The sequence below is a fragment of the Saccharopolyspora sp. NPDC045941 genome (assembly GCF_056431445.1).
Map to the genome: position 1 here is coordinate 22,151 of NZ_JBWKKU010000049.1, position 14,756 is coordinate 36,906.

18 protein-coding genes and 1 tRNA gene are annotated in these 14,756 nt (G+C 70.5%); 10 read left to right on the plus strand and 9 right to left on the minus strand.

Features of this window, described 5'->3' with window-relative positions; all coding sequences use genetic code 11:
• Window positions 1-159 precede the first annotated feature (159 nt).
• Window positions 160-660 (plus strand): MogA/MoaB family molybdenum cofactor biosynthesis protein, encoded by a 501-nt coding sequence (locus tag AC07FN_RS31765; RefSeq protein ID WP_132492910.1) that lies wholly within the window; start codon window positions 160-162, stop codon window positions 658-660.
• Between the two features lie 73 nt (window positions 661-733).
• Here AC07FN_RS31765 and AC07FN_RS31770 read toward each other — a convergent pair whose 3' ends face one another.
• The gene (locus AC07FN_RS31770; RefSeq protein WP_132492908.1) at window positions 734-1,012 is read right to left on the minus strand and encodes an antitoxin; all 279 of its coding nucleotides are present in this window, start codon (window positions 1,010-1,012) and stop codon (window positions 734-736) included.
• A 149-nt stretch (window positions 1,013-1,161) separates the two neighbouring features.
• Here AC07FN_RS31770 and AC07FN_RS31775 point away from each other — a divergent pair, with 149 nt between their 5' ends.
• The gene (locus AC07FN_RS31775) at window positions 1,162-1,347 is read left to right on the plus strand and encodes a hypothetical protein (protein ID WP_358578788.1); all 186 of its coding nucleotides are present in this window, start codon (window positions 1,162-1,164) and stop codon (window positions 1,345-1,347) included.
• A 14-nt stretch (window positions 1,348-1,361) separates the two neighbouring features.
• Here AC07FN_RS31775 and mscL read toward each other — a convergent pair whose 3' ends face one another.
• The 4 genes from mscL to AC07FN_RS31795 form a co-directional block, all read right to left on the minus strand.
• Window positions 1,362-1,823 carry a large conductance mechanosensitive channel protein MscL gene (gene mscL, locus AC07FN_RS31780; protein ID WP_478398925.1) on the minus strand — a complete coding sequence of 154 codons (462 nt, stop codon included), beginning with the start codon at window positions 1,821-1,823 and terminating at the stop codon, window positions 1,362-1,364.
• A gap of 121 nt (window positions 1,824-1,944) precedes the next feature.
• The gene (locus tag AC07FN_RS31785) at window positions 1,945-2,595 is read right to left on the minus strand and encodes an SAF domain-containing protein (RefSeq protein WP_478398926.1); all 651 of its coding nucleotides are present in this window, start codon (window positions 2,593-2,595) and stop codon (window positions 1,945-1,947) included.
• A 213-nt stretch (window positions 2,596-2,808) separates the two neighbouring features.
• Window positions 2,809-3,114 carry an FmdB family zinc ribbon protein gene (locus AC07FN_RS31790; protein ID WP_478398927.1) on the minus strand — a complete coding sequence of 102 codons (306 nt, stop codon included), beginning with the start codon at window positions 3,112-3,114 and terminating at the stop codon, window positions 2,809-2,811.
• Window positions 3,115-3,211: 97 nt separating this feature from the next.
• On the minus strand, window positions 3,212-3,808 hold the full coding sequence (locus AC07FN_RS31795; RefSeq protein WP_478398928.1) for a 5-formyltetrahydrofolate cyclo-ligase: 597 nt from the start codon (window positions 3,806-3,808) through the stop codon (window positions 3,212-3,214).
• Between the two features lie 37 nt (window positions 3,809-3,845).
• Here AC07FN_RS31795 and AC07FN_RS31800 point away from each other — a divergent pair, with 37 nt between their 5' ends.
• The 5 genes from AC07FN_RS31800 to AC07FN_RS31820 all read left to right on the plus strand — a co-directional run bounded on the left by AC07FN_RS31800 (window position 3,846) and on the right by AC07FN_RS31820 (window position 7,886).
• A complete protein-coding gene (locus tag AC07FN_RS31800; RefSeq protein ID WP_478398929.1) occupies window positions 3,846-4,748 on the plus strand; it encodes a UTP--glucose-1-phosphate uridylyltransferase in 903 nt (300 codons plus the stop codon).
• Window positions 4,749-4,794: 46 nt separating this feature from the next.
• A complete protein-coding gene (glp, locus tag AC07FN_RS31805; RefSeq protein ID WP_478398930.1) occupies window positions 4,795-6,018 on the plus strand; it encodes a molybdotransferase-like divisome protein Glp in 1,224 nt (407 codons plus the stop codon).
• A 7-nt stretch (window positions 6,019-6,025) separates the two neighbouring features.
• On the plus strand, window positions 6,026-6,691 hold the full coding sequence (locus tag AC07FN_RS31810; RefSeq protein WP_478398931.1) for a GNAT family N-acetyltransferase: 666 nt from the start codon (window positions 6,026-6,028) through the stop codon (window positions 6,689-6,691).
• Between the two features lie 271 nt (window positions 6,692-6,962).
• Window positions 6,963-7,739, plus strand: coding sequence for a divisome protein SepX/GlpR (sepX, locus tag AC07FN_RS31815; RefSeq protein WP_478398932.1), 777 nt, complete (start codon window positions 6,963-6,965; stop codon window positions 7,737-7,739).
• A gap of 74 nt (window positions 7,740-7,813) precedes the next feature.
• Window positions 7,814-7,886: transfer RNA gene (locus AC07FN_RS31820), tRNA-Ala, on the plus strand.
• Between the two features lie 391 nt (window positions 7,887-8,277).
• Here the strand turns inward: AC07FN_RS31820 and AC07FN_RS31825 are convergent.
• Window positions 8,278-8,400, minus strand: coding sequence for a hypothetical protein (locus AC07FN_RS31825; protein WP_478398933.1), 123 nt, complete (start codon window positions 8,398-8,400; stop codon window positions 8,278-8,280).
• Between the two features lie 250 nt (window positions 8,401-8,650).
• Here AC07FN_RS31825 and AC07FN_RS31830 point away from each other — a divergent pair, with 250 nt between their 5' ends.
• A complete protein-coding gene (locus AC07FN_RS31830) occupies window positions 8,651-9,238 on the plus strand; it encodes a CGNR zinc finger domain-containing protein (RefSeq protein WP_478398934.1) in 588 nt (195 codons plus the stop codon).
• Window positions 9,239-9,708: 470 nt separating this feature from the next.
• Here the strand turns inward: AC07FN_RS31830 and AC07FN_RS31835 are convergent, their stop codons facing one another.
• On the minus strand, window positions 9,709-9,963 hold the full coding sequence (locus AC07FN_RS31835; RefSeq protein ID WP_397526261.1) for a response regulator transcription factor: 255 nt from the start codon (window positions 9,961-9,963) through the stop codon (window positions 9,709-9,711).
• Between the two features lie 401 nt (window positions 9,964-10,364).
• On the opposite strand from AC07FN_RS31835, the gene AC07FN_RS31840 reads away from it, so the two are divergent.
• Both AC07FN_RS31840 and lat read left to right on the plus strand, forming a co-directional pair.
• Window positions 10,365-11,219, plus strand: a complete 855-nt coding sequence (locus AC07FN_RS31840) for a spermidine synthase (RefSeq protein ID WP_478398935.1) — start codon at window positions 10,365-10,367, stop codon at window positions 11,217-11,219.
• Window positions 11,220-11,392: 173 nt separating this feature from the next.
• Complete coding sequence (gene lat / locus AC07FN_RS31845) at window positions 11,393-12,760, plus strand: L-lysine 6-transaminase (RefSeq protein WP_478398936.1); 1,368 nt, start codon at window positions 11,393-11,395, stop codon at window positions 12,758-12,760.
• Between the two features lie 134 nt (window positions 12,761-12,894).
• Here the strand turns inward: lat and AC07FN_RS31850 are convergent, their stop codons facing one another.
• Together AC07FN_RS31850 and AC07FN_RS31855 are read right to left on the minus strand one after the other, a co-directional pair.
• A complete protein-coding gene (locus AC07FN_RS31850; protein ID WP_478398937.1) occupies window positions 12,895-13,491 on the minus strand; it encodes a response regulator transcription factor in 597 nt (198 codons plus the stop codon).
• A complete protein-coding gene (locus tag AC07FN_RS31855) occupies window positions 13,488-14,681 on the minus strand; it encodes a sensor histidine kinase (protein WP_478398938.1) in 1,194 nt (397 codons plus the stop codon). The genes AC07FN_RS31850 and AC07FN_RS31855 overlap by 4 nt, the downstream gene beginning before the upstream one ends.
• Between the last annotated feature and the right edge of the window lie 75 nt (window positions 14,682-14,756).

Below are 14,756 nucleotides of genomic sequence, written 5' to 3' on the forward strand. Positions count from 1 at the left end.
TTCGCAAAACGGTCGAAAACCGCTCGGGGGCATTGCAGAACTGGGAGGAACATGTCCGACGAAACAGGCACCGTGGTTCCGCGACGGGCCGTGCGAATGGTCGATCTCACCGGCTCGTTGGATCTGAACGGGGCACTCCTTGGCACTACGGTTACCGGCATGGAACGCAGCGCGCAGCGGTTGGGCCGGGCCCTCGTCGTCGTGGTGGACGACCGGGTCGCCCAGGGCGAGCAGGAAGACAACATCGGTCCGCTGGTGACCGAGTTGCTGGAGGAAGCCGGTTTCATCGTCGACGGCACCGTCGCGGTGGCCGGGGAAACAGTGGACATCCGCAACGCGCTGAACACCGCGGTGATCGGCGGGGTCGACGTGGTGATCACGGTCGGCGGCACCGGGGTGTCGCCGCGGGACGTCACGCCGGATGCGACGGCGGGCGTGCTGGACCGCCCGATCCCGGGCATCGCGGAGGCCCTGCGGGCCTCCGGCCTGGCGGCGGGCGCGGTCGAGGCGGGCGTGTCGCGCGGCCTGGTCGGGGTCTCCGGCAGCACGCTGGTGGTGAACCTGGCGGGTTCCCGGGCCTCGGTCCGGGACGGCATGGCCACCCTGACGCCCCTGGTGACCCACGTGATCGAACAACTCTCGGGCCTGGAAACGGCCTGAGCCGGGTGAGAACGGCGGTGGCGGCTCCCGTTGGGGGCCGCCACCGTCGTGTTTCACGGGCTTTTCGTTCGGGTCAGGGGGTTTTCGGCGGTTCCGCGCCGCCTTCCGGGCCCTTCTCGTCGGGGCCCTTCGGGGGCTGGCCGTCCGGGTGGTGGTCCCGTTTGATCATGCCCTCGACCTTGTGGCTGACGTTCTCGATCTTGTCGTGGTACTTCCCGCCGGTGGCCTTGTCCAGGCTCGACTTGGCCGCGTCGAGCCCCTTCGCCGCGCTCGGACCCGCCTTCTCGGCCAGTTCCTCGGCCTTGCCCTTGGCCTGGTTGGCCAGTTCCTTGGCCTTGTCCAGGAAACTCATCTCTCGCCTCCCGTGGCTTCGACACCCGGTGAGCCACGCCTGGCGCCGCTCCCGCCGCCTCGACGTCTAGCAGTCTTAACTGTAACCGACTTCACACCTGCGTCCTGCGGTCCGCACGCGCACTCGCGGCGATGGGGGACGATGGGGGCGTGACCGCGAACGATTCCGGCAAGACCTCCGATCCCGCCGAGCGGGAACGGCGGCGCAAGCTCGCCGAGATCTTCGGCGACGTCCTCCCCGAGACCACCTCCGACGACCGCCCGGACCGGGCCCCCGCGGGCGACGACGAGCGCTGGTACCGGGAGAACCGGCCGCCGCACCACGACGCGCGCTGAGCCCGGCGGCCGGCTTACTTCTGCTGGCCGTTGCCCGAGGCGCTCGTCTTCTCCTCGCTCACGGCGAGGCCCTCGATCTTCGGCAGGCCCTGCTCGCGGCGCAGCAGGTCGCGGATCTCCTGCAGCAGTTCGACGTCGGTCGGGTCGACCGGGGCCTCCTCCTGGCCCTTCTTGCGGCGCTCCGTGAGCTTCTTCATCGGCAGCACGAACAGGAAGTACACGACCGCCGCCGTGATGAAGAACGTGATCACCGCGTTGATCACCGCGGCGAAGTCGATGATCGACGCCTCGTTGCCGACGCGCAGCTGGATGCTCAGGCCGGTGACGTTGCCGCCCCCGGTAGCGGCGATGACCGGCTTGATGATGCTGGTGGTGAACGACGTGACCAGCGCGGTGAACGCGCTACCGACGACCACGGCCACGGCCAGCTCGATCACGTTGCCGCGCATCAGGAAGTCCTTGAAGCCCTTGAGCACGCTGGGAGCTCCTCTCCACATCATGGGTGTTGTCCGGGCGAACGCCGGTTCGAAAGGTGCGACGTCTGCGGCACGGATGGATGACGCGCCGAATCGATAGAGATCGGCGCGTGACGTGTACTCAGCGGAGGGTAACGGTGACCGATTGGCTCAGAGCGGCCGCGGCGACTGTCGCAGCGGCCTGCTCCGGCAGCCCCACGAAGATGAGTCTGCCCTGGTCCCGATGGCCCTGCGGGGCTTGCACCGCGACGACCCGTACGTCCTCCGCAAGCACCGAAGCCGCACCCGATCGAGTGAGGTTTGTGACGAGGTCCACTCGTCTGCCAGGCACCAGGAAGTCCGCTACCTCGGGGTCGGCGAGGCGGATCGGCGCGGCCGCCGTCCCGCCTCCGCCGGAGGCCACCGCGGGACCGTTGAACCGGGCGTCGGTCAGCGGCTCGCCGCTGCGCGCGGCGCTGCCGAGCACCCGGCCCTCGGCGGTGGCGATGTCGCGCAACGCGCCGTCCGGCACCAGGTCGGCGGGCAGCTCGCGGCGCGCCACGTCCGCCTTCGACAGGATCCGGCCGGGCGGCAGATCGCGGGCGGCGACGAGAACCGCGACGCGTGACTCCGGCGGTCCATGACGTGGCTGCACGGACAGCCCGGCGGCGAGCAGCAGCAGGGCCACGGCGGCCGCCCTGCGCAAGGCGTGCAGGCGAAAGCCCGGCCGGCCGAGGAAAAGCGCGCCGATGCGGTGCGGCACTGTCGAGTTGAGACGGTCCTTCGTTGCCATGATCCACTCCTCGCTCGCGGCGGTCGACGAACTCCGAAGTTAAGGAGTCGCCGGCCCGGGCGGGAGGGGGAAGCGGAAATCTGTGGACAAACCGGTCCTCTGTGGACAACTCGGTTCACCCGGACGGATTGCCCTCCCGGCGGAGGGGATCACACTGCGCGCACACGAAAATCGCCGACCGCGTGACTGCGGTCGGCGAACCGGAGGCGGGGATCAGGAAGCGGCGGCCGTGGTGGTCGAGGAGCTGCTGCTCGAAGACGACGAGCTCGACTCGGAGGACTTGCTGCTGCTCGACGACGAGGAGGACGACGAGCCGCTGCTCGTGGTCGAGGACGACGAGTTCGACCGGTTGTCGGTGCGGTAGAAGCCCGAGCCCTTGAACACGATGCCCACGGCGTTGAACAGCTTGCGGAGCCGGCCGGTGCACTTCGGGCACTCGCTGAGGGAGTCCTCGCTGAACGACTGCACCGCCTCGAACCGGTGATCACATTCGGTGCAGGCGTACTGGTAAGTGGGCACGGCCGTGAACCTCCGACATCTTGTCCTGGCACTCGAACTGCAGGAGTGCTAATACGATAATGCGTCACGTTGGGTGCCCAGCGCAAATACTCCTATGTCACATGGGTAGCGCCACGATCCCACGACCGGGTGTCAGCACGCCCGTCATCCGCACGTCGTGCGGTTCCCCGGGCAGTTCGGCGACGAACTCATCGTCCCGGACGATGCCGATGCGCGGCGCGTTCGGCGCGGCCAGCGGCAGCGACCTGTCGTAGTGACCGGCGCCACGTCCCAGCCGAACACCCCGGTGGTCCACGCCCAGCGCGGGCACCAGCAGCGCGTCCGCCTCGCCGATCGCGGCCGGGCCCAACCGCTCGCCTGCCGGTTCCAGCAGGCCGAAACCCGCAGGTCGCAGCGAGTCCGGGCCGGTGAACTCCGCCCACTCCAGCGGCCCGTCGCGGACCACGACCGGTAGCAGGACCCGCAGCCCGGCGTCGCGCAGCGCGTCGAGCGTGCCGGGCGCCCCCGGCTCGCCGCCCACCGGGACGTACGCCGTGACGGTCCGCACCTGCTGTCCGTCCAGCCAGCGCAGCAGCGCCTCCTGCAGCGCCGTGGCCTCGGACGATCGAGCGTCCTCGGCGACGTTCCGGCGCGCTTGGAGCAACGCGCGGCGCCACTCGGACTTGGTAGTAAGCGATTCGTCCAGTGAGCTCACAAGTCCACTCTAGGGCTGCCCGATAGGCTCCCTGGCCATGAGCAGCCCGACGAGCACGCCCAAAGCGTTCCGGACCGCCATCGTGCCCGCAGCCGGCCTGGGAACCCGGTTCCTGCCGACGACGAAGGCGGTGCCGAAGGAGTTGCTCCCGGTCGTCGACACCCCCGGGATCGAACTGGTGGCTGCCGAGGCCGCCGAAGCCGGTGCGCAACGCCTGGTCATCGTGACCTCGCCGGAGAAGCGGGCGGTCGCCGAGTACTTCCGGCCGCAACCCGAGCTGGAGCAGACCCTGAAGGACCGCGGCAAGGACGAGTTGCTGGCGAAGGTCCGCCGCGGGCCGGCGCTGATCGCTGCGGAGACGGCGGTGCAGGAGCGGGCGCTCGGCCTCGGCCACGCCGTGGGCTGCGCGGAACCGAACCTGACCGATGACGACGACGCGGTCGCGGTTCTGCTGCCCGACGACCTCGTGCTGCCGAGCGGCGTGCTCACGCGGATGGCCGAGGTGCGCGCCCGCTTCGGCGGCAGCGTGCTGTGCGCGTTCGACGTGCCGCGCGAGCAGATCTCCGCCTACGGCATCTTCGACGTCACCGACACCGATGACGACGATGTCAAGCGGGTCCGCGGCATGGTCGAGAAGCCGGCGCCCGACGAGGCCCCGTCCACCTTCGCCGCCGCCGGTCGCTACCTGCTGGACCGCGCGGTCTTCGACGCGCTCAAGCGCATCGAGCCAGGTGCCGGAGGCGAGCTCCAGCTCACCGATGCCGTAGCGTTGTTGATCTCCGAAGGGCACCCGGTGCACGTGGTGGTTCATCGCGGTGGGCGACACGACTTGGGAAATCCTGGCGGTTTCCTCAAAGCTGCGGTGGACTTCGCGCTGGAGGATCCCGAGTACGGGCCGGACTTGCGAGACTGGCTCGTCCAACGGATGAGCAGGAGCTAACACGCTGCGCCAGGCCACGGCTCGGGCACGCGGGAAGAGGTCAGCCATGAGGTCAGTGGACGAGCAGCTCGCACGCGTACTCACGGCGGCCGTCCGGCCCGCGCCCGTCCGGGTCGCGATCTCCGAGGCGCAGGGCCTGCTGTGCGCCGAAGAGGTCGTCGCCGAGCAGGCGCTGCCCGGATTCGACCAGGCCGCGGTCGACGGTTACGCGGTGCGCAGCGTCGACGTGCAGACGGCCGTCGACGAGTCGACAGTGCTGCCGGTCGTCGGGGAGATCCCGGTCGGGTCGCGGCAGCCGCGCCGGTTGCAGCCGGGGCAGGCGGTGCGGGTGGTCACCGGTGCGCCGCTGCCGACGCTGGCCGACGCGGTGGTGCCGCTGGAGTACACCGACGAGCACCCGGCGAAGGTCACGGTGCGGCAGGCGGTGCCATCGGCGGCGTTCGTCCGCCGCACCGGCGAGGACGTGCAGACCGGCGACGTGGCGGTGCGCCGCGGCGCACCGATCGGCGCGGCGCAGGTCGGGCTGCTGGCGGCGGTGGGCCGCAACAAGGTGCTGGTGCACCCTAGGCCGCGGGTGTCGGTGATCTCGGTCGGCGACGAGCTGGTGGACGTCGACCGCACGCCCGGGCAGGGTCAGGTCTACGACGTCAACTCCTACGCGCTGGCCGCCGCCGCCCGCGATGCGGGCGCCGAGGTGACCCGCGTCGGCATCGTCAACAGCGACCCGCGCCGGCTGCGCGAGGTCGTGGAAGGGCGGCTGCTGCTGTCCGAGATCGTGGTGATCGCCGGCGGCGCGGGCGGCGCGGCGGGCAACGAGGTCCGGGCGGCCCTGGCCGACCTGGGCGAGCTCGACGCGACCCGGGTGGCCATGCAGCCCGGCTCGGTGCAGGGCTTCGGCCGGCTCGGCCCGGACGAGATCCCGACCTTCGTGCTGCCCAGCAATCCGGTGAGCGCGCTGGTCGTCTTCGAGGTGCTCGTGCGGCCGTTGATCCGCGCCGCGCTCGGCAAGATCAACCCGCACCGCCGCACCGTGTCCGCCGAGCTGCTCACCCCGATCGGCTCCGCGAAGGGGCGCCGCGGCTTCCTCCGCGGCCAGCTGCTGCGCGACCCGAAGAACGGCTCCTACCTGGTGCAACCGCTGGGCACCTCCGGCTCGCACCTGCTGGCGTCGCTGGCCGAGGCGAACTGCCTGGTGGTGGTCGACGAGGACACCACCGAAGTCGCGGCAGGCGAAGACGTGCAGGTCCGGTTCCTCTCGCAGCGCGCGTGAGCCACCGATGCAGCCCGCCGACGCCGATGGGTTCCCGATCGGCCGCCACCCCGGCTGGCCGGCGCGCCTCGGCCCGCTGATCACCGCGCGGGGCGCCGTCGCGCTGCGCCCGCCTCGGCTGCGCGACGGCTCCGCCTGGAGCCGGATCAGGCTGCAAGATCGCGTCTACCTGCAGGAATGGGAGCCCACCGCGGTCGGCGGCTGGCAGGAGCGGAACGCGCGGATGGCCTGGCCCGCGCAGTGGAGCGCGCTGCGCGGCATGGCCCGCCGCGGCCAGGCGCTGCCGTTCAGCATCACCGTCGACGGCGATTTCGCCGGCCAGCTGACCGTCGGCAACATCGTCCGCGGCGCGCTGCGCTCCGGGTGGATCGGCTACTGGGTGGCCGCGCAGCTGGCCGGCGGCGGGATCGCCACGGCTGCCGTCGCGCTGGCCGTGGACCACTGCTTCGGCGCGGTCGGACTGCACCGGCTGGAGGCCACGGTGCGGCCCGAGAACCAGCGGAGCGTGCGGGTCCTGGAGAAGTCCGGTTTCCGCCGCGAAGGGCTGTTCCACCGGTACCTGGACGTGGCGGGCGCCTGGCGGGACCACTACGTGTACGCCCTGACCATCGAGGAGATCCCCGGCGGCGCGGTGCACCGGCTGATCGAGTCCGGCGGCGCGAGGCGGCCCTGAACGCCGAGATCTTGATCACGCACCGTCACCGCGGAACCCGCGATTACCGGCCGAAATTGACCCGAATGGACGCAAGATCGTAGGCATTCGGCGGTGCGGAAGCCGACACGCCGGTGTCGATGTTGCCGCTGGCTGCTCTGAACGTGCGGTTTTCTTGTCCCTGGGGAACCACTGTGACTCGGCGTGGCTCCGAGACAGAAGTGGGCTGATGTGATTAGCGTGGCGATCGCAGACTTGTGTGCTGCCGGTGGCCAGGGGGAGGTGGCGAGGCATGCCCAGCTCGTTGATCTTCGCTGCACTGGCGGCGGCGTGGCTGGTGGTACTGGTTCCGATGTTCGCCCGCCGTCGCCAAGAAGTGTCCAAGACCACCGATTCCGCGCTCGCCGCACGAGTTGTGCGGCGAGGCAGCGGGCGGCGACCGGCGACGCCCGGAGCCGCGACAACCGACGAGGTGGAGGAGGCTTTCGGGATGCCTGACACCGACCGGGACGAGGCCCTCGAAGGGATCGAAGAGCACGAGGCCGACGGCTCGTGGCGACGCGTGCACAGCGACGACGTCCGGGCCGGGCGCCGGTACCGCCCTGGCCGCGGTGGCTTCGATCCGGAAGCCGCCGCGCTGGCCGCGCGCGTGAAGTACGCCCGTCGGCAGCGCATCGTGCTCGTCATGCTGCTGCTGGCCGTGACGACCGCGCTGCTGGCCGCCATGGTGTGGCCGGTCCTGTGGTGGGTGCACGGCATCACCGACCTGTCGACCGTGGGCTACCTCACGTACCTGCGCCGCCAGGTCCGCATCGAAGAGGACGTCCGCAGCCGGCGGCTGGCCCGGATGAGCGGTGAGCACGGCGAGTACGACGAGTACGACGACGCCGAGGTCGACGACCAGCTGGTCGACGAGTACGACGAGGAAGACGACCGCGAAGACGGCCGCCCCGCGGACCGCCGACCGGACTCGAACGCCGTGCGCGTGGAGATCGACGACGAGGACCCCATGTTCGATGAGCTGGACGAACGCACCTGGGAGCCCTACCGGCGAGCCTCCGGCGAGTAGGCCGTGACCCTTTAGAGGGGGGTGCTGCGAAGGCTGATTTCGGGCCTTGCTAAGCTTTCGTCAGCACTCAACAAGGGGCTGTAGCGCAGTTGGTAGCGCGTCTCGTTCGCATCGAGAAGGTCAGGGGTTCGATTCCCCTCAGCTCCACGGACGATCTGGAAGATCCCCATCTGCAGAAGGCGCAGATGGGGATCTTCCTTTTTTGCTAGGGGCCGACCCCCCCAAACCCCCCACGGTGCGGTGGATTCTTCGCGCCGGCTCCTTGCGGTGGGAGCGTTCCCGGCTTGCTCACCTACCAGCCGTCCGATGTCGACTCCGAGACTCGCTGGGCTGCGGCTGATTGCTGGTGTGGTCGGGTCCTGGCTTTTTGGCGATCCGACTCCCTTCCTCCGTCGCTGCCGGAGCAGGTCGCCACGATCTACCGCCATCTGACCACATCGGACTACCGCAACCCGGACGCGCTGCTGCTGGCCTCCTATACGACGTCTTCCGCCACGGTCTGTCCGTGCGTCCCTGGGGGAATCCGGGGTACGAGTTCTCATCTCCGCCGCAGGGCGGGCAGGTTGAGCGCGATCGCCGCGGCGTACGCGGCCGCGGCGATCGTGAAGGCGAATCCGTAGCCGTCGGCCGTCGCGGCGGCGGCGTCGGTTCCGCCGCTCATCAGCCCGCTGGTGCGGGTGCCGGCGATCGAGACCAGCAGGACGAAGCATCACCGCGAAGCTCGTCGCCGCGGCGTTGGCCATCGACGCCAGCCCGAACACGACCATGCCCACGACGAGCACGCGGCGCAGCCCGAGCAGATCGGCACGCGAACGAAGGCTGTCCGTCGCGCGGGTGCGCGCCGCGACGGGCGCCGTCGTGGGGAGGTGCGGCGGCTAGGATCGGCCGACCATCGGGAGTGGAGGGACGCCGTGAGCACGCATGCGTTCGAGGACTGGTCCGTCCACCGCGGTGCTCCGGCGGAGGTCGCGCTCGCGGTGGACTTCGCGAACACCGTCGACCAGCGGGACTTCGGCCGGTTCACGCCGCAGGAGTTCCTCGTCACCCCCGGCGACCTCGCCGACTGGCTGCGGGACCGCGGCTTCGCCGTGAACGCGTGCTCCGAGAAGGACTTCGCGCGGGCGTTGGCCCTGCGCTCGGCGATCCGCGAGATCGCCGCCTCCCACCAGCCCGGCGTTCCCGTCCGGGGCGACGGGCCGAAGCTGTCGGCCGCGCTCGACTTCCCGCTGTGCCCCAGCCTCGACGAGAGCGGCGCGATCCGGCTGCGGGCCGTCGAGGACGGCGTGTGCGGGGCGCTGGCGGACATCGCCTCGGCGATCGTGATCGCCGAGGCCGAAGGTTCCTGGTGCCGGGTCAAGATGTGCTCGGCACCCGACTGCCGCATCGTGTTCTACGACGGCGCCAAGGCCCGCAACAGCAGGTGGTGCGCCACGGCGGGCTGCGGGAACCGGATGAAGACCCGGAGCTACCGCGCCCGCCGCCGCGCCGACGGCGCTTGACGGCTCGTTCTGCGTGGCCGAATCTCAGCGGCCGCCCACCGCATCCGGGACGGTCTCTTGATCTGTCGCCCGTAGTGCAGCCGCTGGACGAGCGCGCGGTTCACCTCGCCGGGCCGCTCCAATGTTCGTCGCCAACGATGTTCCGCCGAACTCCGGAATCCAAGGTTGTGCACGCGCGACGACCATCCGACTCGCGCAGGGGGTGCACCGTGACGGCCGCGCCGACGAGAAATCACCGGATTTCCGGAACGCGGCCGATCGAAGTGCGATCAGGATTCGATCCGACCGCGCCACTGCGGCCGGAATTCAACGTAGGACCGCCGCAACAGCGTGTCCCTACGGTATTCCGCAGGAGTCGGCGAATCTCTCCCGGTGGCGTCCGGAGAATGCGGCGAACCCGCCGCTCGGCGTTGGGTGGCGGGTTCGGTTGCGGTGAAGGGCGATGAGCCGGGGATTGCGTTACGCGCGGTTCACCGCGGGTTCGAATCTCGTTCCGAAAGCCGGGTCAACGCGTCGGGCAGCTGCACCCGGCGCGATATTCCCAGCTTGCGGTAGATATTTGTGATGTGGAATTCGATGGTTCGTTGTGCTACCCGCATCTCGCCGGCGATCTCGCGGTTCGACCTGCCGTTGACGATCGACTCGGCGATACGCATTTCATGAGCGGTGAGTATGATGGGACCACCCTTTCCTGTGGAACCCCCACGAGTTGGCCGTCGTGCAATCTACCGCGCCGTGCGGAAAGGAATCCATTGCCGTCGCCACGCGTACCCGAACGGAGCAGCTGGCTTTAACGGCATTGCTTCCCGGGGGCGTGTTTCGCGTGTGCATCCGGCTGAATAAATTCGACCGCGGAGCTTATCGGGAATGCGCTGGGTGGTTCCGGCATATGTGGCGAAGATTGCCGGCGCCGTTTTCGGGAGCTCGGCGGCGTCAGCGCCCCGGGGTGCCGCCGAATCTCCCCGTTTCGCACCACGTTTCGCATGGCTCCACCATGCCGCCCGCGCTGCTTCGTCCGGCCGCCCCGCCGTCGCAGCCCGGGCTCGATGGCGCCGGGTGTCGTCGCGGCGGGGCTAGGATCGAGGTGCTGCTTCCGGCTGGCGGGCTCAGCCGAGGGGAGGCTTCCGTGGGGACGCGCGAACGGGTTAAGGCGGCCGTCCGGTTCGGTGTCGCCGAGCTGATCCCAGATGGCCTCCGGGCCGGCGGGTGGACCGTTTCCGTCGACGGCGTCTCCCAGTCCTATGTGGATCTCGATGATCCGGCCCACCTGAAGATGCCCTACACGGACTGGATCGCCCAGGCGATCGACCGGCACTGGCCGCCGCGTGCGGTGTCCGCACTGTTCGTGGGCGGCGGTGGTTTCGCGCTGCCCCGCTACCTCGCCGTGACGCGACCTGGCTCGGAGCAGCTCGTGTTCGAGCTCGACGGGAAGCTGGTCGAGCTGGTGCGCGAGCACCTCGGACTCGACGAGGTGCCTGGCCTGGAGGTCCGGGTGCAGGACGGTCGGGCCGGCGTTGAGGGCGCGCTGGACGGCAGTGCCGACCTCGTCGTGCTGGACGCCTTCCAAGGCGGGGACGTCGTCACCGGGCTGGCCACCGTCGAATTCTTCACCGAGGTTTCGCGGGTGCTGCGGCCCGGCGGGTTGTTCGCGGCGAACCTGTGGGATGCCGCCGAGCTCGGTTTCGCCCTGCGCGCGATCGCCGCGGCCTGCGAGGTGTTCGCGCACGTGCTGGTCTTCGCCCACCCCCGCGTGCTGGCGCGCCGTCAGTCCGGCAACGTCGTCGTTGTCGCTTCGGAGAGCCGCCTCCCGGCGGCGGAACTGGCCGACTGGGCGGTCTCGGCGCCGGAACGGGCCTACTGCCTGACGCCGGAACGGCTGGCCGACGTGTGCGGAACAGCCGCGCCGCTGACCGAGGCCGATCCGCTGCTCGACCCGGTGCCGCCCGTTCGCGGCTGGTGGTCCGGCTCCCGCCTCGCCTGACCGTTCGAGCTCACCCAGCAGCGGTACGCGGCCCACGCATGCTGCAGCGAAAGAAAATCTTTCTCCGAAGCGCAGTCTTTACTGAAGGATGTTGCTTATCTGCGGAATCCTGATGTAATTCTTATTGACAAGTGATGCTCGACACCGCACCACACGGCGCCGGGAGGCCGAATATGACCGCTCAGCACGAGACCGTTCGCGACGTCGTACCGACCGAAGTCCCGAGCCAGCGAGACGCGGCGACCGACGTCGTCGCGGCGCTGAAAGCGCACGTCACCGGCGACCTGATGGACATCGTCGTGGACCTCGACGCCGGCGACGGCTGCCGGCTCCGCGACGCCCGAGACGGCACCGAATACCTCGACCTGACGATGTTCTTCAGCTCCGCGCCGCTCGGGCACGGCCACCCCGGCCTGCGCACGTCCGAGTTCGAGGCGGACCTGGTGCGCGTCGGGCGCGTCAAGCCGTCCAACCCGGACTTCGCCACCGCCGAGCAGGCCCGCTTCGCCGAGACCTTCCGCCGCGTGGTCGGCGTCCCCGAGCTGCCGCTGCTGTTCTTCATCGACGGCGGCACCCTCGCGGTGGAGAACGCGCTGAAGGTCGCCTTCGACTGGAAGACCAAGGTCAACGCGCGCAACGGGATCGCGGTGCGCGGCAGCCGCGTGCTGCACCTGGAGCGGGCCTTCCACGGCCGCAGCGGCTACACGCTCTCGCTGACCAACACCGATCCGTCGAAGATCCGCGACTACCCGATGTTCGACTGGCCGCGCATCCCCAGCCCCGCGATCGAGCCGGGCGAGCGGTGGGACAGCGCCGAGCTGCTGCCGGAGGAGACGATCGCGCTCGACGCCGCCCGCGCCGCGCTGCGCCGGTACGGCAACGAGATCGCGTGCTTCGTGTACGAGCCGATCCAGGGCGAGGGCGGCGACCGGCACCTGCGGCCGCAGTTCCTGCACGCGGTGCAGGAGCTTTGCCGGGAGCACGACGTCCTCACCGTCGCCGACGAGGTGCAGACCGGCGCGCTGACCGGGCGGGCCTGGGCGCACGAGGCGCTCGGGCTGGAGCCGGACCTGGTCGCCTTCGGCAAGCGCCTGCAGGTGTGCGGGGTGATGGGCGGGCGCCGCGTGCTGGAGGTCGCCGACAACGCCTTCCGCGAGGCCAGCCGGATCAGCTCCACCTGGGGCGGTTCGCTGGTCGACATGGTCCGCGCGACCAGGATCCTGGAGGTCGTCGAGCGCGAGGGCCTGTTCGAGCACAGCAGGCAGATGGGCGAGCTGCTGCTGGGCGAGCTCCGCGACCTGGCGGCGGAATTCCCGTCGGTGATCCGCGACCCGCGCGGCCGCGGCCTGATGTGCGCGATCACCTTCCGCGACCCGGCCAAGCGCGACCGCGCGCTGGCGATCGCCCGCGACAGCTACCGCACGCTGTTCCTGCCGTCGGGTCCGGACGCGCTGCGCTGCCGTCCGCCGCTCTCGGTCCGGCCGGAGGAGATCGTCGACGCGGTGGCCGCGCTTCGCAAGACCCTGGCCGACCTGGCCTGAGGGGCGGGACCCGCGCGTGGTCGTCCCAGCCCGGAGCGACCACGCGCGGCTTCACCCACTTCGGGCGCCGGCGGTTTCGCGCGAAACCGTCGGCACCCACCCGGGCCGGGCGGCGATTTCGCGCGAGATCGCCGCTAGATCCAGCCCTCTTCCCAGGCGCGGCGGGCCGCTTCGTGCCGGGTTTCGACGCCGAGCTTGGTCATCGCCGCCGACAGGTAGTTGCGGACCGTGCCGGGCGCCAGGTGCACCGCCGCCGCGATGGTGGCGATCGTGCCGCCCTGCAGGGTGTGCCCGAGCAGTTCGAGTTCCCGGTCGGTGAGCGGGCAGGCGCCGCCGGTCAGCGCGCTGGCCGCGATCTCCGGGTCGATGTAGCGGGCGCCGGCGTGCACGTCGCGCAGGATCACGGCCAGCCGGGATGCGGGCGTGGTCTTGGGCACGAAGCCGCGGATGCCCGCGGCGAGCGCCCGCTTCAGCACCCCGGGGCGGGCGTGCCGGGTGACCAGCACGATCGGGAGCTGTCCGTCGAGGCGCTGCGCGGCCTGCACGCCGTCGAGCTCCGGCATCTCCAGGTCGAAGACCGCGATGTCCGGCGCGTGCTCGCCGACCGCCCGGAGCGCTTCCGCCCCGTTGCTGCACTGGGCGACCACTTCCAGGTCCGGCTCCAGGTCGAGCAGCGCGGCGAGCGCGCCCCGGATCAGGTCCTCGTCGTCGGCCAGCACCACTCGGATCACGAAGTCCTCCCGGGTTCGTCGGCGGAACCGCGCAGCTCGAACCGGTCCGCCACCCGGTTCGCGTCGACCCGCCCGCCCAGCGTGCCGAACCGCTGGCGCAGCCCGTCGATGCCGGACCCGGCGTCGCCGTTCGGCGGGTTCGGGCGGTCGTTGCACAGCACGACCTGCGTGCGCGGGCCGTCGACGGCGATGACGAGTTCGCAGTTCTCGGCGCGCGAATGCCGGAGGATGTTGGTGGTGCCTTCGCGCACCAGCGCGCCGAAAAGCGGTTGCAGCGGCGGCGGAACCATCGTCGCGTCACCGCGCACCGTGGTCCGGACGCCGGCGGCCTCCAGGATTTCGCGCGCGTTGTCGAGTTCTGTGATCAAGTTGCTGCGCCGGTAGCCCTGCACGACCTCGCGGGTGTCCTTCAGCGCGGTCCGCGCGAGCTCGGCCACCTCGGCGGCCTGGGCGCGCACCCGGTCGTCGTCGACGCCGACCAGGCGCTCGGCCAGCTCCGCCTTCAAGGCGATCGCCTGCAGGTGGTGGCCCTGGATGTCGTGCAGATCGGCGGCGAACCGGAGGCGTTCCTTGGCGACGGCGAGCTCGGCGCTGACGGCACGGGCCCGGTCCAGCTCCAGCACGATGTCCCAGAACCAGGCGGCGACGAAGACCAGCAAGATCACCGCGGCCACGGTGACCACGGCGGTGAAGCCGGTGATGACGGCGAGCATCGGGTGCGGCATCCGCGGCAGGGCCGCGAGCCCGGCGACCGTGCTGATCAGCAACGTGGCCGCGACGGCCAGCTGCCAGCGGAACCGGTGCGGGCTGGCCGCGATGTGCGCCGCGGCGAGCCCGCTGACCAGCACCGACCAGGTCATCCCGCTGCCGTCCTGGCTCAGCGCGTACGCCATGGCGGCGAGGGCGAGCACGAAGACCGCACCGTGCAGGACCGGGCGTGAGGTGCCCTGGCCGAGACCACGCATCAGGCTGATCGACAGGATCGTGCCGTCCACCGCGATCACGACCATGGCCAGCGCCAGGGCGACGATCTGGGGCGTGCCGTAGAAGCCCTGCCGCGCGCCGGCGATGAGGTTGAGCACCGGGAACAACGCGTACACCGGCATCAGCGGCACGAGCGACCACCACGTGTAGCGGCGCAGTCGCACGATGCGGCGCGGATCGAACTGGACGGGGTCGGGATCGCTCACCGGTCCAGCATCATGCATCCGTCCCGCCCCGTTCGCCGATTCCGGCATGACATCAGTCATCAATTTCCCTGACAT

Coding starts and splice junctions, on each gene's coding strand:
- AC07FN_RS31770 (WP_132492908.1), bottom strand. CDS start 1,012: ATGAGTTTCCTGGACAAGGCCAAGGAACTGGCCAACCAGGCCAAGGGC.
- AC07FN_RS31785 (WP_478398926.1), bottom strand. CDS start 2,595: ATGGCAACGAAGGACCGTCTCAACTCGACAGTGCCGCACCGCATCGGC.
- AC07FN_RS31810 (WP_478398931.1), top strand. CDS start 6,026: ATGCAGCCCGCCGACGCCGATGGGTTCCCGATCGGCCGCCACCCCGGC.
- AC07FN_RS31825 (WP_478398933.1), bottom strand. CDS start 8,400: ATGAGCGGCGGAACCGACGCCGCCGCCGCGACGGCCGACGGCTACGGA.
- lat (WP_478398936.1), top strand. CDS start 11,393: ATGACCGCTCAGCACGAGACCGTTCGCGACGTCGTACCGACCGAAGTC.
- AC07FN_RS31800 (WP_478398929.1), top strand. CDS start 3,846: ATGAGCAGCCCGACGAGCACGCCCAAAGCGTTCCGGACCGCCATCGTG.
- sepX (WP_478398932.1), top strand. CDS start 6,963: ATGCCCAGCTCGTTGATCTTCGCTGCACTGGCGGCGGCGTGGCTGGTG.
- glp (WP_478398930.1), top strand. CDS start 4,795: ATGAGGTCAGTGGACGAGCAGCTCGCACGCGTACTCACGGCGGCCGTC.
- AC07FN_RS31765 (WP_132492910.1), top strand. CDS start 160: ATGGAACGCAGCGCGCAGCGGTTGGGCCGGGCCCTCGTCGTCGTGGTG.